The organism is Stenotrophomonas sp. CASM101 (assembly GCF_049384845.1).
In the GTDB taxonomy this organism is placed as follows: domain Bacteria; phylum Pseudomonadota; class Gammaproteobacteria; order Xanthomonadales; family Xanthomonadaceae; genus Stenotrophomonas; species Stenotrophomonas hibiscicola.
In genome coordinates this window covers 250,228-270,271 of record NZ_JBMRFR010000005.1, presented here as the reverse complement: position 1 = coordinate 270,271, position 20,044 = coordinate 250,228, and the positions used below count along the sequence as shown (strand labels likewise).

The 20,044-nt window shown below is 67.9% G+C and carries 16 protein-coding genes; 7 read left to right on the top strand and 9 right to left on the bottom strand.

From position 1 onward, the window contains the following. Positions 1–598 precede the first annotated feature (598 nt). Positions 599–1,786: a benzoate/H(+) symporter BenE family transporter gene (locus VG543_RS10795; protein ID WP_049412904.1), complete on the top strand. Its 1,188-nt coding sequence runs from the start codon at positions 599–601 to the stop codon at positions 1,784–1,786. A 6-nt stretch (positions 1,787–1,792) separates the two neighbouring features. On the opposite strand, the gene VG543_RS10790 is transcribed toward VG543_RS10795, so the two are convergent. The 4 genes from VG543_RS10790 to egtB form a co-directional block, all read right to left on the bottom strand. Then, the gene (locus tag VG543_RS10790; RefSeq protein WP_021202050.1) at positions 1,793–2,566 is read right to left on the bottom strand and encodes a DUF2628 domain-containing protein; all 774 of its coding nucleotides are present in this window, start codon (positions 2,564–2,566) and stop codon (positions 1,793–1,795) included. Positions 2,567–2,592: 26 nt separating this feature from the next. Beyond that, positions 2,593–4,779 (bottom strand): lytic murein transglycosylase, encoded by a 2,187-nt coding sequence (locus tag VG543_RS10785; protein ID WP_227852623.1) that lies wholly within the window; start codon positions 4,777–4,779, stop codon positions 2,593–2,595. 78 nt (positions 4,780–4,857) lie between these two features. Continuing rightward, positions 4,858–5,832 carry an L-histidine N(alpha)-methyltransferase gene (gene egtD, locus VG543_RS10780; protein WP_423179103.1) on the bottom strand — a complete coding sequence of 325 codons (975 nt, stop codon included), beginning with the start codon at positions 5,830–5,832 and terminating at the stop codon, positions 4,858–4,860. Next, positions 5,829–7,100: an ergothioneine biosynthesis protein EgtB gene (gene egtB, locus VG543_RS10775; RefSeq protein ID WP_019658761.1), complete on the bottom strand. Its 1,272-nt coding sequence runs from the start codon at positions 7,098–7,100 to the stop codon at positions 5,829–5,831. Before egtB ends, egtD begins: the two co-directional genes overlap by 4 nt. 150 nt (positions 7,101–7,250) lie before the next feature. Between egtB and VG543_RS10770 the strand changes: the two genes are divergently transcribed. After that, positions 7,251–8,534 (top strand): GGDEF domain-containing protein, encoded by a 1,284-nt coding sequence (locus tag VG543_RS10770; RefSeq protein WP_134732506.1) that lies wholly within the window; start codon positions 7,251–7,253, stop codon positions 8,532–8,534. Here VG543_RS10770 and VG543_RS10765 read toward each other — a convergent pair. Next, complete coding sequence (locus VG543_RS10765; protein WP_423179104.1) at positions 8,516–8,908, bottom strand: YchJ family protein; 393 nt, start codon at positions 8,906–8,908, stop codon at positions 8,516–8,518. The genes VG543_RS10770 and VG543_RS10765 overlap by 19 nt on opposite strands. A gap of 81 nt (positions 8,909–8,989) precedes the next feature. Between VG543_RS10765 and VG543_RS10760 the strand changes: the two genes are divergently transcribed. Beyond that, positions 8,990–9,769 (top strand): sulfite exporter TauE/SafE family protein, encoded by a 780-nt coding sequence (locus VG543_RS10760; protein WP_019658763.1) that lies wholly within the window; start codon positions 8,990–8,992, stop codon positions 9,767–9,769. A gap of 97 nt (positions 9,770–9,866) precedes the next feature. Here the strand turns inward: VG543_RS10760 and VG543_RS10755 are convergent, their stop codons facing one another. The 4 genes from VG543_RS10755 to folE all read right to left on the bottom strand — a co-directional run bounded on the left by VG543_RS10755 (position 9,867) and on the right by folE (position 16,145). Then, on the bottom strand, positions 9,867–13,247 hold the full coding sequence (locus VG543_RS10755; protein WP_021202048.1) for an ATP-binding protein: 3,381 nt from the start codon (positions 13,245–13,247) through the stop codon (positions 9,867–9,869). Positions 13,248–13,263: 16 nt separating this feature from the next. Next, positions 13,264–13,965, bottom strand: a complete 702-nt coding sequence (locus tag VG543_RS10750) for a DUF4194 domain-containing protein (RefSeq protein WP_019658765.1) — start codon at positions 13,963–13,965, stop codon at positions 13,264–13,266. Beyond that, positions 13,952–15,421 carry a DUF3375 domain-containing protein gene (locus VG543_RS10745; protein WP_019658766.1) on the bottom strand — a complete coding sequence of 490 codons (1,470 nt, stop codon included), beginning with the start codon at positions 15,419–15,421 and terminating at the stop codon, positions 13,952–13,954. The genes VG543_RS10750 and VG543_RS10745 overlap by 14 nt, the downstream gene beginning before the upstream one ends. Before the next feature lie 112 nt (positions 15,422–15,533). Beyond that, a complete protein-coding gene (folE, locus tag VG543_RS10740) occupies positions 15,534–16,145 on the bottom strand; it encodes a GTP cyclohydrolase I FolE (RefSeq protein ID WP_004141296.1) in 612 nt (203 codons plus the stop codon). Positions 16,146–16,897: 752 nt separating this feature from the next. Here folE and VG543_RS10735 point away from each other — a divergent pair. From VG543_RS10735 to VG543_RS10720, 4 genes are all read left to right on the top strand, one after another. Then, positions 16,898–17,353 carry a MarR family winged helix-turn-helix transcriptional regulator gene (locus tag VG543_RS10735; protein ID WP_012481667.1) on the top strand — a complete coding sequence of 152 codons (456 nt, stop codon included), beginning with the start codon at positions 16,898–16,900 and terminating at the stop codon, positions 17,351–17,353. 108 nt (positions 17,354–17,461) lie between these two features. Next, positions 17,462–17,671: a DUF1656 domain-containing protein gene (locus tag VG543_RS10730; RefSeq protein WP_010487502.1), complete on the top strand. Its 210-nt coding sequence runs from the start codon at positions 17,462–17,464 to the stop codon at positions 17,669–17,671. Further along, positions 17,668–18,585: an HlyD family secretion protein gene (locus VG543_RS10725; protein ID WP_043403026.1), complete on the top strand. Its 918-nt coding sequence runs from the start codon at positions 17,668–17,670 to the stop codon at positions 18,583–18,585. Before VG543_RS10730 ends, VG543_RS10725 begins: the two co-directional genes overlap by 4 nt. Then, on the top strand, positions 18,582–20,042 hold the full coding sequence (locus tag VG543_RS10720) for an efflux transporter outer membrane subunit (protein WP_058983104.1): 1,461 nt from the start codon (positions 18,582–18,584) through the stop codon (positions 20,040–20,042). Before VG543_RS10725 ends, VG543_RS10720 begins: the two co-directional genes overlap by 4 nt. Positions 20,043–20,044: the final 2 nt, after the last annotated feature.

Genomic DNA, 20,044 nt, shown 5'->3' with positions numbered 1-20,044 from the left:
ATTGATGCTGGCAACGTATCGCTTGCTTTAAAACAATTAATAGTTGCTTGATCAAACGTCTGCAAGATGGACAATCATCCTTCCTGCAGGCGCCTTCACAAGATACCTGCGCATACTTTCAAAGATCAGGGGAAGTGGCCTCAGCGCCGTTCCCGTGTGCTGCGAAGTTTCCTTCGTAGCGAGCCGCCCATTATAGCCGGCTTTTCCGCTTCGTCAACACCTTTTTTCAAGGCCGTCTCACCGGAGTGGACGTTGTTGCCGATGCTGCTTCGTCGCTGGACCCGAGGGCCTTTCGTCGTTGCGAGCCGCCTATTATGCCGGACTTTCCGAGTCCGTCAACACCTTCGTTCGATCAACTCGTTCGCCGGTGATGGCGTTGCTGATCGCGTGCCGTTTCCGAGGAAGCGATGCGTTGCAGCAAGGGGGCGAATTCTAGAGATCCTGCAGATTTCGTCAAGGCTTTTTTTCATGGTGATGACAGGAGCGCCGCGACTTCAGGCATGACGTACGCTCGAAGATCACTGCGGCGTTGCCCGCGCGTTGCGCGGTCAACGCCGCAACGGCTATCAATGCACGGATGCAACAAGGAGAGACGGCAATGAACATGCAGGTGCGGCAAGCATGGTGGCGCGACCTTTCAGTGCCGGCCGTGGTCGCCGGCTTCATCACCGTGCTGGTCGGCTTCGCCAGTTCCGCAGTGATCGTGTTCCAGGCCGCACAGGCTGTCGGTGCCGACCAGGCACAGATCGCCTCATGGATGTGGGCACTGGGACTGGGCATGGGTGTCACCTGCATCGGGCTGTCGCTGCGCTATCGCGTGCCGGTGGTGACCGCATGGTCGACACCGGGCGCGGCGATGCTGGTGGTCGGTGCTGGTGGCGACTCGCTCGCTGAAGCCACCGGCGCATTCCTGCTCGCTGCGGTGCTTGGCATGCTGGCAGGCTTCTCCGGGGTGTTCGCACGATTGATGCAGCGGGTGCCGATGGCGCTGGCCGCCGGCATGCTGGCCGGCGTGCTGCTGCGCTTCGGTCTGGACGTGTTCGTGGCCATGAATTCCCAACTGGTACTGGCACTGGCAATGTTCGCCACCTGGCTGGCGGGACGCCGCTTGTTCCCGCGCTATGCGGTCATCGCCACACTACTGGTCGGCATCGCGGTCGCAGCCAGCCGTGACCTGCTGCACGCACAGCAGGTGCAGCTGCAGCTGGCGGTGCCGCAATGGGTGACCCCGTCCCTGTCCTGGACTGCGGTAGCCGGCATCGCCCTGCCCCTGTTCGTGGTCACCATGGCCTCGCAGAACATCCCCGGTGTGGCAGTGATGCGTGCCTCCGGCTATGACGCGCCGGTGTCGCCGCTGATCGGCTGGATCGGCGTGGTCAATACATTGCTGGCGCCGTTCGGTGCCTACGCACTGAACCTGGCCGCGATCACGGCCGCGATCTGCATGGGCCGTGATGCGCACGAGGATCCGGCACGGCGCTACACCGCCGCCATGGCCGCTGGGGCTTTCTATATTGTCATCGGGCTGTTCGGTGCCACCGTGGCCGCCCTGTTCGCGGCTTTCCCAAAGGAGCTGGTGGCCTGCGTGGCCGGTATCGCGTTGTTCGGCACCATCGCCAACAGCCTGGCCAGTGCGCTGGCAGTAGAGCAGGACCGCGAGGCGGCACTGGTCACCTTCCTGGTCACCGCCTCCGGCGTCTCACTGGCCGGCATCGGTTCGGCGTTCTGGGGCCTGGTGGCCGGTGCGCTGTGCCTGCTGGTGCTGCGGCCGCGTCAGGGCCGCTGACCTGTCCTACCCCGCCAGTGCGGCGCCGACGGTGCTCAACACCACCGAGATGACGATGGCGGCCAGTGTGGCGACCACGCTGGTGCCGCCGCGTGCGGTCAGCTCGCTGCGCAGCCGTGCGTCATCGCCGCCGCTGACGGCACGAGCTTGGGCGATCAGGCGTTGGCAGTGTGCCAGGTACCAGGTGTTGCCAAAGGTGCCGGTGGTGACGCTGAGCGCGATGGTGATGACCAGCGACACGCCTTCGGGCACATCCAGCAAGGTCTCCACCACGCTGATCAGCAGCAGCAGGCCGACCCACATTGCCGCCAGGCGGTACATCCTGCGGTACATCATCCAGATCGGGCCGAGCAGGAAGGCCGGCCAGTGCCAGGTTCCACTGGCGGTGGCAATGCCCTGATCCAGTCGCCAGCGCTGGCGATAGATCGGGAAGTTGCCGCCGACCACGCTGGCGTACAAGGCCATCTCGCCCTCCAGCCCCGCGGCGGCAGCCGTATCCGGTGCAGCGGCGGGGGCTCGATACGGATCGGACGGATCGCCGACACTTGGCGCAACGACCTCAACCGGTGGGGCTGTGTCGATATCCGGAGCCGGCGCCATCTCGATGGGCGTTGAATCCTGTTCCAGCTCCGCCAAGGGGCGCCACGCGGGCATGCCTTCGCGCCACAGCAGCGTGCGTGCCGTCACCGTGCCGTCCTGCTGCAGGCGACGCAGGGCGGCCAGGTCCACCGGTCCTTCGCTCTGCCTGCTGTTGGCGTACCACCACTGTGCGTCCTGCATGAAAACATCCTTGCTGCGTTGATTCGTTACCGGGTTACCGGTGTCCACGGTGCCGCGGACAATGTCTGTGACAGCACATGGCTGCCACCCGGCGGCAGGGTCACCACGTCGGGTCCGGCGTTGGCCGCTTCCAGGCAGACGTAGTCGCGCCAGCCCTCACCCACATCTGCCATCTTCGCTGCAGCCTCGGCACCGGGATTCCACGCCACCAGCGAGCGGCTTCCTTCCGTACGGATGTCGATGCGGCGTTTCAGCACCGGATCACGCAGGACATAGTGACCCTTGGCCTGCGTGTAGATGCGGTCGCTGCGCCCGGGATCACGGGGATCGCGCAACGTCCAGGCGCCCTGCTGCCGACGCGGCGTCGCATAGTTCTCGAACTTGTCCAGATAGTCCAGTCCGTCCACGCCGTCCACGTCCACCGCGCTGGCATCACCCACGCGGAAATAGTTGTGCAGCGCCTGGGTGATGCTGGCAGGGGAACTGCCGACGTTCTCGGTGATCAGTCGCTGGGTCAACTGGCGGCCTACGCGCACAGTCATCCTCAATCGCAGGTCCAGGCTCTGCAGCACCGGGGGTGCCAGCGTGAGCTCGATGCTGCCGTCGTCCAGGCGACGGGCCTGTTGCAGTTCCCACGGCACGGTACGGACGAAACCGTGGGCGGGCACGTCGTTGCCCTGGCCTTGGCGGCCGAAGTACGGCCAGCAGACGGGGCTGCCTCCGCGGATCGGCGTGGGCAGTTCGGCGCGCCGGGGGGACAGCCACATCAGATCCGGCTGGCCCTTGGGCACGAAGGAAAGCAGCTGGCCGCCAAACACACTGATGGCCGCGCTGGCGTCGCCGGTTTCCACCAGCCAGGCATCGAGCCCCTGGTACTGCCCGCTGCGTACACCCTGGATCTGCTGCACGTGGGATCGACTCCGTATGGCCGGCGATTGCACGGCACTGTAGTTGCTGGGAAGCATGAAACGCGTGGGCACCGGTGCAGTGCGCGGCGCGTTCTGCAGAGTGCGAAGGATACGCTGTCCCGCGCGCCCATCTGCGTTGGCCCAGCCCAGGCGCTGCTGCTCGACCTGGATGGCACGACGCGTGGCCGTACCGATCATGCCGTCGGCGCTTCCGATGTCGTGGCCGCGGGCCAGCAGCAGGGTCTGCAGCTGGCGGCGCTCATCGCGGCCGATACCGGGATCATCGGTCGGCCAGGCCGTGGCCAGGCCCGTGCCGCCACGCAGCTGGTCGGCCAGGGTGGCGATCGCCAGCGCGTAGCTTTCGGCAGCGTTGTAGCTGTAGATCGCGTCGTAGTTGCGGAACACCAGCAACGCCGGGCCCTTGCCGCCCGCCGGCAGCAGCAGGGCCGCGCGCGCGTCGGCAGGCAGGTTGGCCGGGGCCAACGCGCTGCCATCCAATGCGGTCACACCTTGCGCACGCCAGTCGGCCAGCGCCCGACGCTGGGTGCGCCCGGCCTGGCTGGCGTCGAAACCGGGCGGGATACGCACTTCCATGCCCCACGGCTCTCCGCTGCGCCAGCCGGCGCGCTTGAGGTAATTGGCGGTGGAGGCCAGCGCATCGGGAATGCTGCCGACCAGATCGCGGCGGCCATCGCCATCACCGTCCACGGCGATGCGTGCATAGGTGCTGGGCATGAACTGCGTATGCCCGAAGGCGCCGGCCCAGGAACCGGTGAGCCCCTGTGCCTGCAGGTCGCCGCGGTCGATCAACTTGAGCAGGGCCAGCAGCTCACCACGGAAGAAGGGCTGGCGGCGGCCGGCACAGGACAGCGTGGCCAGCGACTGCAGCAGCGGGCGCTTGCCGAACACACGGCCGTAGTCGCTCTCCACGCCCCAGACCGCGACGATGGTGGCCGGATCGACGCCGTACTGGGCCGACACCCGATCAAGCAGGGCCCGATGCTGCTGCAGCAGGACGCGCCCATCGTCCACGCGCTGGCGATCGACCAGCGCGGCCAGGTAGTCCCAGATCGGCGTGGTGAATTCCGGCTGCGCGTCGAGCAGGCCGAGCACGCTGGGATCGGGGGTGAGCCCGGCGATAATCCCATTGAAGCGGTCGGCACTGATGCCCTGGCTGGCGGCTGTCGATTGCAGGACGGCCAGGCAGCGGCTGAAAGCGGCATCGCTGCTGGCCGCAGGCGCTGCTGTCGAAGCGGGTGCCGCGGCGAGCACGGCCGCCAGGCCGAGCGTGGTCAGAATGGGCATGGCGTCCTCCGTGTTGCCGTTGCAGGGCCATCTTAGGCGCAGCGTAGGCGAACCTGAAGCAGCGCGGGCTGGCGGCGGCTAAAGGGCGCGAAGCAGGCGCAGGCCATAGGCCGGGCTTTCAGCATCCCAGCGCCGCACGACCTGCAGGCCCGCCGGCAGCAGCAACGCTTCGAAGCTGTCGTCGGTGTACTTGTGGCTGTATTCGACGCGGATCGGCTCGTCGGCCTGGAAGTGGAAGGTGCGGCCATCCAGACGGACGTCCTGTGCGCGCTGGCTGACCAGATCGGTTTCGATGCGCAGCCGCGCGACGCTGTAGCGGGCGCGGTGGCGGAAGCCGTCCAGATCGAAGTCGCTGCCGATCTCGCGGTTCAGGCGCGCCAGCAGGTTGAGGGTGAATGCAGCAGTGATGCCCTGCACATCGTTGTAGGCGGCTTCGATCAATGCCGGGTCCTTGTGCAGATCGATGCCGACCAGAGCCAGGCCATCGCGGCCCATGGTCTGGCGCATCGCGCGCAGCAGTGCGACGGCATCCTCTTCGACGAAATTGCCCAACGTGGAGCCCGGGAAGAACAACAGGCGCCGCGCAGGCTCGCGTTCCGGTGCCGGGACGGCGACCGCGCGGGTGAAGTCGGCACAGACCGGCAGCATCTCGACGTCCGGCAGCGCCGGGGCCAGATGGTCGATGCTGGACAGCAGCGCGGCGCGCGAGATCTCGATGGGGGTGTAGGCCACGGGGTCCTGCAGCGCCGCCAGCAGCAGCGCGGTCTTGCGGCCACTGCCGCTGCCCAGCTCCACCACATGAACATGAGGACCGACGCTGCGGGCGATGTCCGGCAGCACCCGCGCCAGCAGCGCCAGCTCGGTACGCGTGGGGTAGTACTCGCAGGTCTGCGTGATCTGCTCGAACAGGCGTGAGCCGCGTGCATCGTAGAAATACTTGGATGGCAGCTGGCGCGGTGTGCGCGACAACCCGGCCACCACGTCGGTAAGGATCTGCTGGCGGCCGGGGGTGAGGTCGGTCAACGCCTGCAGCGCGTCGTGCACGGTGCTCATGTGAGGTCCCTGGCCAGGCGCAGTCCGGAGAACTGCCAGCGCGCCGGCGGCATGAAGAAATTGCGATAGCTGGCGCGCACATGGCCCCTTGGCGTGACGCAGCTGCCGCCGCGCAGCACCCATTGGCCGCACATGAACTTGCCGTTGTACTCACCGAGGTTGCCCGCGAAAGGGCGGTAGCCGGGATAGGCGCCATACGCGCTGTGAGTCCACTCCCAGACATCACCGAACAGCTGGCGCAGGCCGCTGCCCTGCCCCGCCTGCGGGTGCAGGTGATCGTCATCGGCAAAGTGGCCCCGCACCGCCTGAGACGCGGCGGCGGCCTCCCACTCGAACTCGCTGGGCAGGCGTGCCCCGGCCCAGCGGGCACAGGCATCGGCCTCGAAGTAGCTGAGATGGCAGACCGGCGCATGCGGATCCAGCTCGCGCCAACCGCCCAGGGTGTATTCGCGCTGCAGGGTGTCATCCCAGTACAGCGGGTGCTGCCAGTCCTCGGCTTCACGCAATGCCCAGCCTTCACTGAGCCACCAGCGCGGTTCGCGGTAGCCGCCGGCATCGATGAAAGCACGGTACTCGGCATTGCTGACGGGACGTTCGGCCAGAGCATGTGCCGGCAGCAGCACGCGGTGCGGCGGCGATTCGTTGTCGTAGGCAAACGCAGCGTGCTGCGGCCAGGCTGCAGCGCCGACGGTAACGATGCGCTCGGGTGATTCGATCCAGCCCTGTGCACTGGCAGCGCCAGGGGGGGTGGGCAGGTCCTCGCGGTAGGCCGGCTGCAGCGGATTGCACCAGAACGCGTGCTTGATGTCGGTCAACAACAACTCCTGATGCTGTTGTTCGTGCTGCAGGCCCAGCTGCAGGTTGTGCAGCGCGTGTGGGTCCAGGTCACCTGCCGATAGCCGCGACTGCACCTGTGCATCGACCTGCTGGCGATAGTCATGCACCTGCTGCAGCGAGGGCCGTGAGAGGAGGCCGCGCTGCGGCCGGGCATGGGCGGGGCCGATACTCTTGTAGTAGCTGTTGAACAGGTAGTCCCATGCAGGGTCATGTGCAGGCGCAGCCGGGAAGCCGGCCAGCACGAAGCGTTCGAAGAACCAGGTGGTGTGGGCCAGGTGCCACTTGCTGGGGCTGGCATCGGCCATGCTCTGCAGCATGGCGTCCTCGGCGCTGAGCGGGCCGGCCAGTTGCATGCTGCGCGCACGCACGCGTGCGAACTGGTGGGCGAGATCGTGCTGCGGGGCAGCGACGGCGGCGGGTACGCTGTCCATGCCGACAGCATCGGTGCCGGCGGGTGAGTGCGATGTCATGGTCCGGCGTCACTTCGTTCACATGGATGGGCCTGCCGCATTCAAGAAGCCGCCCCGAACGCCGCTAACGGCAATGCTGCGGCCGCGTCGTCACCGCGCTGGAATTCCTGATTGCCCCTGCATCCGCTCCGCCAGCCTGCGCACTACCTGTTCGTGCTGCCCGCCGTGCTGGTTGCCGTGGTGCTGTGGGCGGCGTTGGGCAACGAAGACGTGGCCAGTCCGGCCCAACGCGTTCTGCCCTGGCTGCTGGCCTGCCTCGGTGCCGGCCTGGCCCTTCTCTACCACCAGGTGCGTGCGCTCTGCCTGCTGCTGGTGGTGGCAGTCATGTTCGCGATGCTGCACCAGGATGTCGGCGGCTACCTGCGCAGCGGCCATGTCAGCGCGCTGACACCGCTGCGCTTCCATGCCATCTCGGCGTGGCTGCCGTTGCTGTTCGCCGGCCTGTCATTGTGGCCGGAGCGTGGGCGGCGCAGGCACGACCTGCTGTTGCGCTCCGTCGCCAGCAGTACGGCATTGCTGATCTTCCTGCTGCTGGCCGCGCAGCAGCCGCGCGGCATGCATGATCTGCTGTCGAACCGTCATTGGGCGTGGATCCCGGCCGACTGGAACGCGCTGGCGCAGCTGCCGGCGCTGCTGTTCCTGCTGGCCACGGCGGCGCTGGGTTGGCAGGCATGGCGGCATCCGCGGCCGCTGCACACGGCTATGCTGCTGGCGCTGCTGTGCCTGTGGTGGATGCTGCCGAGGGTCTTCCTGCAGCCGGTGCTGCTGCCTGCGCTGGCCAGTGCGGCCCTGCTGCTGATGCTGGGCGCGATGCTGCAGGAGTCGTTCCACATGGCGTTCCGCGACGAACTGACCGGCCTGCCGGGGCGCCGCGCCTTCAATGAGACCCTGCAACGGGCGCGCGGCACCTACAGCATCGCGATGGTGGACGTGGACCACTTCAAATCGTTCAACGACACCCACGGCCACGACACCGGCGACGACGTGCTGCGCCTGGTGGCCTCGCGGCTGGCGCGGGTCGGTGATGGTGGACGTGCGTTCCGCTACGGCGGCGAGGAGTTCGCGGTGGTGTTCCTGGGCCAGCCGGCCGACGCCTGCATGGATGCCGTGGAAGCCTTGCGGCAGAGCATCGAGGACACCCGCATGCAGCTGCGCGACCGCAGCACCCGCAGCCGCGACGATGACGCCGGGCGTCAGCAACGCGGGCGCGGCGGCAGCGGCCCGGTGGTGCAGGTGACGGTGAGCATCGGCCTGGCCGACAGCCTTGTGGACCCGCGCCCGGCAGCGGTGGTCAAGGCCGCCGACCGGGCGCTGTACGCAGCCAAGGACGGCGGCCGCAACCAGATCCGGGCGAACGCCGGACAGCGGGCTGAGGCTCAGACTGCGTCGAGGTAGTACCAGCGACCGTCGATGCGCAGGAAGCGGCTGTGTTCGGTCATCTTCACCGCGCTGCCGCCGCCTACCCGGTAGCGGGCGGTGAACCTCACCTCGGCGCTGTCAGCGCCGGTGACGGTGTGCTCATGGACGGTCAGGCCCAGCCAGTGCGTACGCTGCCCGGGCGCGTCATCCAGCGACAACTCGACCGGACGCGTGTCCGGATGCCAGCTCTGGCGCAGGTAGTCTGCCAGGCCCCGCACGTACGCGCTGTAGCGCGAACGCATGAGGCGTTCGGCGTCGGGGACGGTGTCGCCGGCATGGAAACGGCCACAGCAGGCGGCGTACTCCGCGGGAAGCCCGCAGGGACAGGGATCGGCAGGTTTTCGGCTCATGCGCGCATTGTCGCGCGGGGCGCCGCCAGCATCCATCGGCGAAGGGCGTATGCTGTCGCGCCCCCACCTTGATTGATCGCCGTGCTGGAACTGGTTCCCCCCGAGTTGTGGTGGCTGGTGGTGATCGCCTTCATCGCCGGTCTTGTGGATGCCGCCGTCGGTGGCGGTGGCCTGGTGCAGCTGCCGGGACTGTTCACGGTGCTGCCGCAGCAGACACCGGCGATGCTGTTCGGCACCAACAAGTTCAGTTCGATGTTCGGCACCGGTGCGGCTGCCTGGCGTTACGCGCGCAACGTGCGTTTCCCGTGGAAGCCGGTACTGTTCGCGGCTGGTACCGCCTTCATCTTCTCCTTCGCCGGGGCCACTGCGGTAAGCCTGCTGCCCAAGGACGCGGTGCGCCCGCTGGTGCTGGTCCTGCTGATCGCGATGCTGGCCTACACGCTGTGGAAGAAGGACTTCGGCGCGTTGCACCGGCCACAGGAGATCGGCCGCCGCGAGCTGGTGATCGCACTGGCGATCGGTGCGGCGATCGGCTTCTACGATGGATTCTTCGGGCCGGGTACCGGCAGCTTCCTGATCTTCCTGTTCGTACGCTTCTTCGGGCTGGATTTCCTGCGCGCGTCAGCGGCATCGAAGGTCGTGAACCTGGCGACCAACGTGGCAGCGATCTCGTTCTTCGTACCAACCGGCAACATCCTGTGGCTGTTCGCGCTGCCGATGGCCGCAGCCAACATCATCGGTTCGGTGGTGGGCACGCGCCTGGCGTTGAAGGGCGGCACGCCGTTCATCCGCAAGCTGTTCGTGGGGCTGGTGGTGGTGCTGATCGCGCGGATGGCGTGGGACACGTTCCGCGGTTCGTGAATGCGGTTGCTGGCCAGCGGCCGGCACAGCCGGGTCGTGAACCCCGCCCATGGGTGGTGCCGGCCGCTGGCCGGCATTCCCCATTCGATCGGCCGGGTCAGGCCTCGGCTTCTTCCGGTTCGTTGGCCTGCTGGCGACTGCGCTCGGGCAGCTTCAGGCGCTTGCCTTCTTCGTCGTACTCGATCAGCAACACCCCGGAGTCGTGGCGGCCACTGATTTCGACGAAGCAGGCGCCGCCGATGAACGGTTCAAGCGTCATCACCGACTTCAGCGGGGTGGCGACCACCATCTGGAAGCCGAAGTTGTCGAAGATGTTCATCGCCAGCGCGGTGAACTCGTTGTCGGCCTTGTCGAAGGCCTCGTCGAGCACGACCGCCGCGTAGCTGGGCAGCTGGCTGTCGGCGCCGCCGAGCTGGTAGCGCAGTGCCGCAGCCAGGCAGGTGGTGGCCAGTTTCTGGCGCTGGCCACCGGACTTGCCCGCGCCACTGCGGTAGATCTCCACCTGCTGGCGCGTTTCCGCATCCAGCTCGACGCCGATGAACTCCACGTGCATGCGCACGTCCAGCACCAGCTCGCGCCAGCGCTTGTCCTCGCCTTCCTGCGAGCCCAGTCGGTTGACCAGCTGGCGCAGCACGGTGAACTGCGATTCGGCCAGTTCACGCTGCTCGGTCTGCTGCTGCGACAGCACCTCGCGCAGCTGCAGGTGGAACTCGGCGACTTCCGGCAGGCGGCGGTCGCTCAGTTCGATGGTCAGCAGCGTGCCACGGTTGAACGGCACCTGCTCCAGGCTGGCATTCACTTCATCCAGGCGCTGTCCGATCGACTTCCGGGCTTCGGCGCTGTGGCGCTGCAGGGCCAGCAGGTTGTTCTTGCTCTGGTTCTGCAGCAGATCGAAGAAGCGCTCTTCGTGCTGCGGCAGGCCATCGCGTTCCAGGCGTTCGAGGCGGGCGAGGAAGTCCTCGGCCGAGGCCACCGAGACGGTGAAGTCACCCGACTCCTCCGGCCACTGCTGGATGAAGCGGCGGAAGCAGCCGATCAGCTGGTTCTCGATGCGGTTGAGGTCCTGCTGCGAGGACGACAGCTGCTCGTTCAGCGCGTTGCTGACCTGGCGCATGTGCGCTTCGAGCGTTTCCAGGCTGAGCGGACCCTGCTCCTGCAGGCGCTCGGCAAGCCCGGCCTCCTGCTCCTGGGCCAGGGTCGGCAGCACCAGTGCACGGCTCTGCTGGCGGGCGCGATCGAGACGGTCGCGCTCCTTGACCAGCTGGCCGCGTTCGACGCGAACGTCCTCATAGGTGCGGCGTGCCTGTTCGATATCCGCACGCACGGCGTCGATCTGCTTGGCCAGCCTGGCGAGATCGGCGTTGCCTTCGCGCAGGTCGCGCAGGGTGGCTTCGATATCGCTCAGGCGCTGCTGCGGAGCGGCGATGTCGATCTCGTTCCAGCTGATGCTGACCAGCTCGTGGCAGGCCAGGCGGCGTTCGTTGTCGCGGTCACGTTGCCCGCGCAGGCGCGCGATGTCGGTCTCGCAGCTGGCGATGCGCTTGGCCAGTTCCTGGGCTTCGCGCTCGAAGGCACCGACCTTGTCGTGGTTGTTGAAGCCGAGGATCCAGCGGCGGCGGTCGCCCACTGCACTGCGGTCGTCCTTCTCGAAACGGTCACCTGGATGCTTGACCTGGCCTTCGCGGGTGATGCCGCGGTCGACGTTGCGCAGTTGCTTGGCATCCACGCATTCGTAGTCGAAGCGCTTGCCCAGCTCCCGGCGCAGCCAGCTTTCGAACACATGCTCGCGCAGTTCAAGCTTGTGCAGCAGCGATTTCGCCGAGGGTTCGCGCGCGAACGCATCATCGTTGCGGCGCACGCGGTAGTAGGTGAAGCGCATGCCCAGGTGAGTGCGGTTCACCCACTCGGCAACATCGTTGTAGTGCTTGTCGTCGACCAGCAGCGACAGCGCGAAACCGCCCAGCACGCGCTCGATGGCACCCTGCCAGCCCTGCTCTTCCGCGCGGACCTGGATCAGTTCACCTACGAACGGTAACGCTGCCTCGGCGATGCCGGTCTCTTCGGCCAGGCGCGCACGCAGCTTCTGCATCGGCGCCGGGATGTTGGACGGTGTGCGCTGCATCGCTTCGAGTTCGGCACGGACTTCGCCGAAACGGCGCTCGTCATCGCGCTTGCCACCGAGGCGATCACTGATCGCATCGTCCAGTGCCGAGGAGGCACGCTGGCGATCCTGCAGCTCGTTCTGCGCGCGCTCGACCAGTTCGGCGAAACCGTGCGCGTCGTCCGGCAGTTCGGCCCCCAGCTGCTGTGCCGCCTGGCGTGCCTGCTCGCGCTTGGCCTGGCGCCGGTCGCGCTCAGCTTCGGCACGACCCTGCTCGCGTTCCAGTTCCTCGATGCGCTCACCGCCCTGCTGGCGGCGCTGCAGCTCCAGTTCGGCCAGGCGCTCGGTGTGATTGTCCAGTGCAGCACGGCGCTGGGCTTCTTCGCCAAGCAGGCCGCGGTCACGCACGTCCATCTCGCGCAGGCGCGCTTCGATCAGCGCCTGGCGGCGGCTCTCGCGGAAGCTGTCGACGCCAAGTTTCAAGGCTTCGTCGTCACCGCGCCGGCGGTGCATTTCCTTCAGGTCGTTGTAGTAGGCGCGCGCCGGCAGCAGGGTTTCCACCTGGCGGCGGGCGGTGACCACCGCCTGGTGTGCGCCATCAAGCTCGGCGAAATCGCTGACCAGGCGCTCGGCGGCGTCGAAGGTCTTCGGCGTGTCGAGCATGAAGTCGCGCAGGAAGACGTTGAGGTCTCCCAGGTTCTTCGCCGACTGCGTCTTGTGCAGCAGGCGCAGCGCCATCTCGTTGTCGATGCCGAGCAGGTCGCGGAAGCGCTCGGCGTAGCCGGAGAAGGTGTCGAAGTGGTGCAGGTCGGACAGCTTCTGCTTGAGCTTGCGCAGGTCCAGGTCGAAGCCGCCGAGATCCTTGGCGATGTCGAACGGGCGCTCGGCGATCATGTAGTGCTTGCGCACATCGCCGGCCGAGGTGCCGTTGCCGGAGATCCAGAGCAGGCGCACCAGGCTGACCACGCGGCCATCGCCGGCGCGGTATTCCAGCACCAGTGCGGTCCAGGTGGCGCCTTTGCGCAGGTACTGGGTGGCGATTTCGCCGGTGCCGCTGTCCTGCTGGTCGGCCCACGCGCCGCGCACGTAGGACACCAGGTTGCGGTCGCGGCCACTGCGCTCGGCTTCACGCGCAGCGGCGTTGAAGTCGACGATGGCCGGTGGCGTCAGCAGCGCGGACATGGCATCGAGCAGGGTTGACTTTCCCGAGCCGGAGCGGCCGACGAACAGGAAGCCGCGCTCGGCGATCGGTACTTCGGTCAGGCCGTTGAAGGTGCCCCAGTTGTGCACCTGCAGGCGGCGCATGCGGAACTGCTGCAGGCGCGGGTCCGGCAGGCCTTCGTTGAACAGTGCGGGAGTGTGCTTGGAGATAGCCATGCGATGGTCGGGTCTCTCAGGCCTCGGCGGCCGGGGTTTCGCGCAGCTGGCGGTACACCGCCGAAAGCTGGGACACGTCTTCGGCGGAGAACAGCAGCTTCAGCGCCGGCGAGACTTCGTGGCGGTCATCCTGGCCGCTGAGGCGGGTCAGGATGTGGTTGTCCTTCATCTTCTGCACCGCCGAGGCAACGCGGCGGTTGAAGCCGGCGCGGTCGGTGGACAGGTTCTTTTCATAGATGGCCAGCGCTTCGGCCATCTCGGCGTCGGCGACCACCGCGCGGTTGCCGCGTGCATCGGCCTCGGCCAGCTGCTGGCGCAGGTACAGCAGCAGCACCGAGTCGATGAAGGTCAGCGGCGAGGTGCGCAGCAGCACCGGCGCATCAACGTCTTCGGTATCGGCCTGGCGGGTGAACGCCACGCCGCTGTCGCGGTCGAGCACCAGTTCCAGGAACAGGTCCGCCAGCGATGAGCGGATGGCCGCTTCGCTGCGGATCAGCGCGGGCCACAGCTTGGCGTGGCGCAGCTGGTCGATGCTGGGGCCGATCAGCAGCTGGCACAGCGCGCGGCGCGCATCCAGCGGCAGGCGCCCGGTGTCGCCGAGGTAGTACACGTCGTTGCCACGGCGGGGCTGCGCCATGGTCGCCGCCGGCTCGGCCTCGTAGGCGTCTTCCGCCACGTCGGCCTGCGGTGCTTCGATGGGATCTTCATGCCAGCTCATGGCGTCTCTCCTGGGTGAACCAAACCAGCGGGATGCGGGCGCGGCGGATCTGGCCGTCGCCACCGCGCCATTGCGCAAGCTCCTGCTCGCCGGCGACCACGTTGCCGAAACGCGTGCCCAGCGACAGGTAGCCGATGACGCTGCCGAGGCCCTGCGGCGCTTCGCGCTGCGACAGGGCCTGGGCGATGCTGAGCCGCGGCTGTGCATCGAGCAGGTCGTGCAGGTCGCGGCGCAGGGTGCGGAAGTCGATTTCGGACGAAGCGACCAGATCGCCGACGCTTTCCAGACTGATCGCGGCCGCGTCGTTGTACTCGACGTTGCCATCGACCTGGGCACTGCGCGGATCGTGCAGCTTCCATTGCGACCACGAACGCAGGCGGCTGGTGGTCAGCTGCAGGTCGCGGCCGATGCCGCGTTGTGCGGGGAACTCGTCACGCAGCGCCAGCGCTTCGGACTGCGCCTGCTTGAGCAGCTGGTTGAGGCGGCGCTGCTCCAGATAGCCACGGCTCTGTACGAAGCCGCGCAGGCTGCGCGCGAAGTGCTGCAGCACGTCGTGCACCTGGCCACCGCGCTCGAGCATGGTGCTGGTGAAGCCGCGCAGGAAGTTGCGCTCGTTGCGGTCCAGGCGCCGGGCAAAGCCACGCGCCAGCACCGCTTCCAGCGCGGCATCGAGCTGGGCGCTCTGCTCGGCGTCATTGAGCAGACGCCAGAAGGCCTGGAAGCTGCGCCCTGCATCACTCTCGCCGATCACGTCCACGCCTTCGAACAGCTGCGACAGCACGTCGCCGCGCTCGCCTTCATCGTCGATGATGCGTTCGCGGAACTCGCGGTTGAGCTGCTCGAAGTCATCGCGCACGCGCCGGAAATCCTCGGTCAGCTCGTCGGCCAGGCCGATGATCTGGCGCGCACGTTCCAGGGCGCGCTTGCCATCCAGCGCGGTGACGCGGCCGGCGCCGACGCGGGCGATCTCGGCGTCGATGCGGTCGCGCTCGTCGCGCAGCGCCGAGAGGCGGGCATCGGGGTCGGACTCGGTCTGCGCGGCCAGCTGCGAGAGCTGTTCGATGACCAGTGCCAAGCGGCTCTCGGTGGCGGCCACGCGAGCCTGCTCGAGGCCGTCGGCGAAGCGGATCGCCTGTAGCGCTGCGGTCGACAGCTCGTACTGTTCCTGGTCGGCGCCTTCGGGCAGGCGGCGCTCCAACCAGCCTTGGGCCAGCCAGTGCGCGATGTAGGCCTGCGCGGTCCGCGGCAGCTCGCGCGAGAGTTCATCGCCGGCCAGCTGGTCCAGCGCGCGCTGCAGGCGCTCGTTGAGCACCGACGAAGGCAACGTGCGCTCGCCGTCCATCAGCAGGCCCTGCAACAGGCCGATGATTTCCGGGGCATGGTCGGCGGCAAGCAGCTTCCACTGGGGCTGTTCGCGCAGGTGACGGTAACGGGCAATGCGTTCGCGATGCTTCATGCAGCGAAAAGAGTCATGAGGTCTGGTGGGGACAAGCAGCCACCCACGGCGGCTGCGTGGGCAGCCGTGGGCATGCCGGCCACCAGGGGCCGGCGCGGTGCGGGCAAGCGGCTCAGCGCTTGCCGCCCACTTCGATGAAGCGCAGGAACTCGGCGCGGGTGCGCGCGTCGTCGCGGAAGCTGCCCAGCATCTTGGAGGTGACCATGCTGACGCCGCGCTTGTGGATGCCGCGGGTGGTCATGCACTCGTGGGCGCCTTCGACGACCACGCCGACGCCGATCGGCTGCAGCACGTCCTGGATGCACTGGGCGATCTGCGCGGTCATCTTCTCCTGCACCTGGAAACGGCGGGCGTAGGCTTCGACGACGCGGGCCAGCTTGCTGATGCCCACCACCTTGCCGGCCGGCAGGTAGCCGACATGCACGCGGCCGATGATCGGCGCCATGTGGTGTTCGCAGTGGCTTTCGTACTCGATGTCACGCAGGACGATCAGTTCGTCGTAGCCGGCCACTTCCTCGAAGGTCCGCTCCATGTAGGCGCGCGGGTCGTCGCGGTAACCGCTGAACCAGTCGCCATAGGCTTCGGCGACACGGCGGGGCGTATCCAGCAGGCCTTCACGGGACGGGTCCTCACCGGCCCAGCGCAGCAGGGTGCGCACGGCATCCTCGGCCTGGTCCTGGGTCACGTCGCCCTGCGGGGCGGCCTTTTCGTTGTTCTTGCTCATTGCGTACAGCGTCCCGAACGGGGGGCGAGCATCGTACCCGACCGGGGGGTGGGTCGTCCTGTTGGGACGGTTCATCGGGGGTCGTTGTTGGCGCGTCGTTGCTATCGATTTGGAGTGGGAGAGGGGGCTGCGCAGGACACGCCGTGAACCCCCCTCCGGGGTCCGGCCCAGCCGCTGGCGGCTGTGCGTTCGGGCGCTTGCGAGGCATGCCTCGCAGGCAAAGCGCCCTCACCCCTGGGGGCTCGATGGCGCCATCCATGGCGCCAACGGTCCTGCGCAGCCCCCTCTCCCCCTCCTTGACGGTTTCCCGCGGGCGCGGCCGGACCGCCCGAAAGCGGGGTCAGAAGCGGAGGTTCATGGCTTCGGAAGCGGCCGCCGCCGCCTTGGTGGGTGCGGACCGTTGGTCCGCACTGCTTCTGCTCTTGCTTCTAAGAGCCAACCCACCGCGCTCGCGGGGTGATGGGAAGGCAGCGGGGGCCGGGCGGGGCAGGACCGTCCGCGGCATGGATGCCGCGGCCGAGCCCCCAAGGGTGAGGGCGCTTTGCTTGCGAGGCATGCCTCGCAAGCGCCCGAACGCACAGCCGCCAGCGGCTGGGCCGGACCCCGGAGGGGGGTTCACGGCGTGTCCTGCACCGTCCGGCCCCCCCCTGCCCCACCCGACACCAGGCAGGCGCAACGCTTTCCTCACTACACCCCCCATTCAGAAAAACCTATTGATAGGAATGAAATTAGTAGTATCCTATCTATCTCTTATGGACCGACCTCTCGACGAGCGCACCGTGCTGCAGATGCAACTCAGCTCCGGCCTGCTGTACGCAGGGCGGCAGTGGCAGCGCTTGGCCGACAGTCGGCTCGGCAGCTACGGCATCTCCACCGCCTGCACCATGCCCCTGCTGATGATCGGCCGCTCCGGCGGTGGCATCCGCCAGGTGGCGCTGGCCCAGCAGCTGGGCATGGAGGGTCCTTCCCTGGTGCGCCTGCTGGACAAGCTGTGCGCCAGCGACCTGGTCCGCCGCGAGAGCGACGCCAGCGACCGCCGCGCCAACCTGCTGTGGCTGACCGACGCGGGCCATGCGCTGGTCAGCGAGCTGGAAGACCAGTTGATCGGCCTGCGCCAGGACGTGTTCGGCGAGCTTTCCATGGATGAACTGCACGCCGTGCTGAAGGCATGGCGCCTGCTGGCCGAGGCCGCCGACCGCATCACGTAAGACCGCTGCCCCCGAACACCGCCGCTGCCGTGCACACGCCAGCGGCTTTTGCCCGTTGCCGTTGTTCTGTTGTCCCTCCCCTCCCCCACCTCGCCCCCGCCCCTTCCGATGCCCGGTGAATTCAGTCTCCATGGAGTGTTCGTCCCGACCCTGCTCGGGTTGATGTTGTTGGCCTACTTGGTCAACAGCGGCCTGCACGCGCTGCTGCAGCGTGCCGGCGCCTATCGCCATGTATGGCACCCGGCGCTGTTCAACCTGGCGCTGTACGGGATCGTGCTGGGCCTGCTGTTCCACCTCCTGCGTTGGATGCAATCGTGAACAAGATCGTGAAGAAGACCCTGCCCATACTGCTGACCAGCGCAGCCGTGATCGTCGCCCTGCTGGTGCTGCGCCAGCTGTGGGTCTATTACATGGATGAGCCGTGGACCCGCGACGCCCATGTCGGTGCCGACGTGGTGCAGGTGGCACCGGACGTGTCCGGGCTGGTGGAAACGGTGAACGTGGCCGACAACCAGGCGGTGAAGAAGGGCGACGTGCTGTTCGTGATCGACCGCGCGCGCTACCGCATCGCGCTGGAACAGGCCAAGGCCAGCTTGGCCGAGCGCCAGGCCTCGGTGGCGCAGCTGCGCCGCGAAATCGGCCGTGACCGCAGCCTGCAGGATCTGGTCGCCGCCGAGGACGCCGAAGTGCGCCGCGCCAAGCTGCAGGCTGCACAGGCTGCGCTGGGCACCGCACAGGCGGCGGTCGACCTGGCCGAGCTCAACCTGGGCCGCACCGAGGTGCGCGCACCGGCCGATGGCCGGGTCAACGACCGCACCATGCGCGTGGGCGACTACGTGGTGGCCGGCAAGCCGGTGCTGGCGCTGCTGGACACCGGCTCGTTCCGCATCGACGGCTACTTCGAGGAAACCCGGCTGCGCGGCGTGGCCCCGGGGCAGCGCGTGGACATCCGCCTGATGGGCGAATCGGCGCCGCTGCGCGGCCATGTCGAGAGCATCGCCGCCGGCATCGAGGATCGCTACCGCAGCAACGGCAGCACCCTGCTGCCGAACGTGACCCCAGCCTTCGACTGGGTGCGCCTGGCGCAGCGCATTCCGGTGCGCATCGCGATCGACGAAGTGCCAAAGGGCGTTGAGCTGATTGCCGGCCGTACCGCCACGGTGACCGTACAGACCAACAGCACGAAGCATGCAGACAAGGTCGGCACCGCGCCGACACAGGCGGGCCTGTGAACGCCACCCTGCCCCGTCTCGGCCTGATCGTCGCGCTGGCCAGCCTGGCCGCGTGCAGGACCGTCGGCCCGGACTACGCGCTGCCGGAAGGCTCGGCGTTCAAGCGCCCGGAGGCCAATGCGGCCTTCATCGATACGCAGAACCCGCAGGTGGCCGCCAACCAGGCGCTGCCCGACCGCTGGTGGTCGTTGTACAACGACCCGGTGCTGGACGGGCTGATCACCCAGGCGCTGCGTGACAACGTGGAACTGAAGGCCGCCGATGCGCACCTGCGCCGCGCCGCCGCCGTGTACGAACAGGCGCTGGACGCCGGCGGCTTCGAGTACGAGGCCGAGGCCGGCGTCAGCCGCGCGCAGCTGTCGGCCGAATCGTTCCTGCAGGAGCACGAGCTGCCGGTGATCAACCTGGCCGATGGCAAGTTCGCGGTCAGCTACCAGTTCGACCTGTTCGGCAAGCTCAAGCGCGGCGCCGAAGCGGCGCGTGCCGACGAGCAGTCGGTGGCGGCGGCACGCGATCTGGCCCAGGTCAGTGTGGTCGCCCAAGTGGCCGACAGCTACCTGGAAATCTGCCATGCCAACCACGAACTGCACGTGGCCGAGCATTCGCTGCAGCTGCAACAGCGCAGCCGCACCGTTACCGAGCGCCTGATCGCGGCTGGCCGTGGCACGCCGCCGGAGCTGGCCCGCGCCAATGCGCAGGTGGCGCTGCTGGAAGCTGCACTGCCGCCGCTGCATGCGCAGCGCTCGGCGGCCGCCTATTCGCTGGCCGCCCTGCTCGGGCAGACCCCGGGCCAGCTGCCGGCTGGCGTGATCGACTGTGCACACGCCCCCGGCCTGGCGCAGCCGCTGCCGGTCGGTGATGGCCGTGCGCTGCTGCAGCGCCGCCCGGACGTGCGCCAGGCCGAACGCAAGCTGGCCTCGGCCACCGCGCGCATTGGCGTGGCCACCGCCGAACTGTATCCGGACATCCGCCTGGGTGCCTCGGTGGGTGCCGCCGGCCTGCTGGAAGACTTCGGCACGCCGATGACCCAGCAATGGTCGATCGGCCCGCTGATTTCGTGGACGTTGCCGTCGTCGGGCACGCACGCGCGCATCCACGCTGCCGAAGCGGGCGCCGATGCGGCCTTGGCCGAGTTCGACCACACCGTTCTGCAAGCGCTGCGCGAGACCCAGACCGCGCTGGACCGCTATGCGCAGGACCTGCGCCGGCTGCAGTCGCTGCGCATCGCGCAGGAACAGGCCGCACTGGCTGCCGAGCAGAACCGCCGGCTGTACCAGGGCGGCCGCACGCCGTACCTGTCCAGCTTGGATGCCGACCGCAGCCTGGCCACCAGCGATGCCACGCTGGCGGCCGCCGAAGCGCAGGTCTCGCGCGACCAGATCCATCTGTTCCTGGTGCTGGGCGGTGGCTGGCAGGCAAGCGCCACCGCGCCCAACGCCTCGACCGCAGCGAAGTAAGC

Coding starts and splice junctions, on each gene's coding strand:
- VG543_RS10795 (WP_049412904.1), top strand. CDS start 599: ATGAACATGCAGGTGCGGCAAGCATGGTGGCGCGACCTTTCAGTGCCG.
- VG543_RS10790 (WP_021202050.1), bottom strand. CDS start 2,566: ATGCAGGACGCACAGTGGTGGTACGCCAACAGCAGGCAGAGCGAAGGA.
- VG543_RS10785 (WP_227852623.1), bottom strand. CDS start 4,779: ATGCCCATTCTGACCACGCTCGGCCTGGCGGCCGTGCTCGCCGCGGCA.
- egtD (WP_423179103.1), bottom strand. CDS start 5,832: ATGAGCACCGTGCACGACGCGCTGCAGGCGTTGACCGACCTCACCCCC.
- egtB (WP_019658761.1), bottom strand. CDS start 7,100: ATGGACAGCGTACCCGCCGCCGTCGCTGCCCCGCAGCACGATCTCGCC.
- VG543_RS10765 (WP_423179104.1), bottom strand. CDS start 8,908: ATGAGCCGAAAACCTGCCGATCCCTGTCCCTGCGGGCTTCCCGCGGAG.
- VG543_RS10755 (WP_021202048.1), bottom strand. CDS start 13,247: ATGGCTATCTCCAAGCACACTCCCGCACTGTTCAACGAAGGCCTGCCG.
- VG543_RS10750 (WP_019658765.1), bottom strand. CDS start 13,965: ATGAGCTGGCATGAAGATCCCATCGAAGCACCGCAGGCCGACGTGGCG.
- VG543_RS10745 (WP_019658766.1), bottom strand. CDS start 15,421: ATGAAGCATCGCGAACGCATTGCCCGTTACCGTCACCTGCGCGAACAG.
- folE (WP_004141296.1), bottom strand. CDS start 16,145: ATGAGCAAGAACAACGAAAAGGCCGCCCCGCAGGGCGACGTGACCCAG.
- VG543_RS10735 (WP_012481667.1), top strand. CDS start 16,898: ATGGACCGACCTCTCGACGAGCGCACCGTGCTGCAGATGCAACTCAGC.
- VG543_RS10730 (WP_010487502.1), top strand. CDS start 17,462: ATGCCCGGTGAATTCAGTCTCCATGGAGTGTTCGTCCCGACCCTGCTC.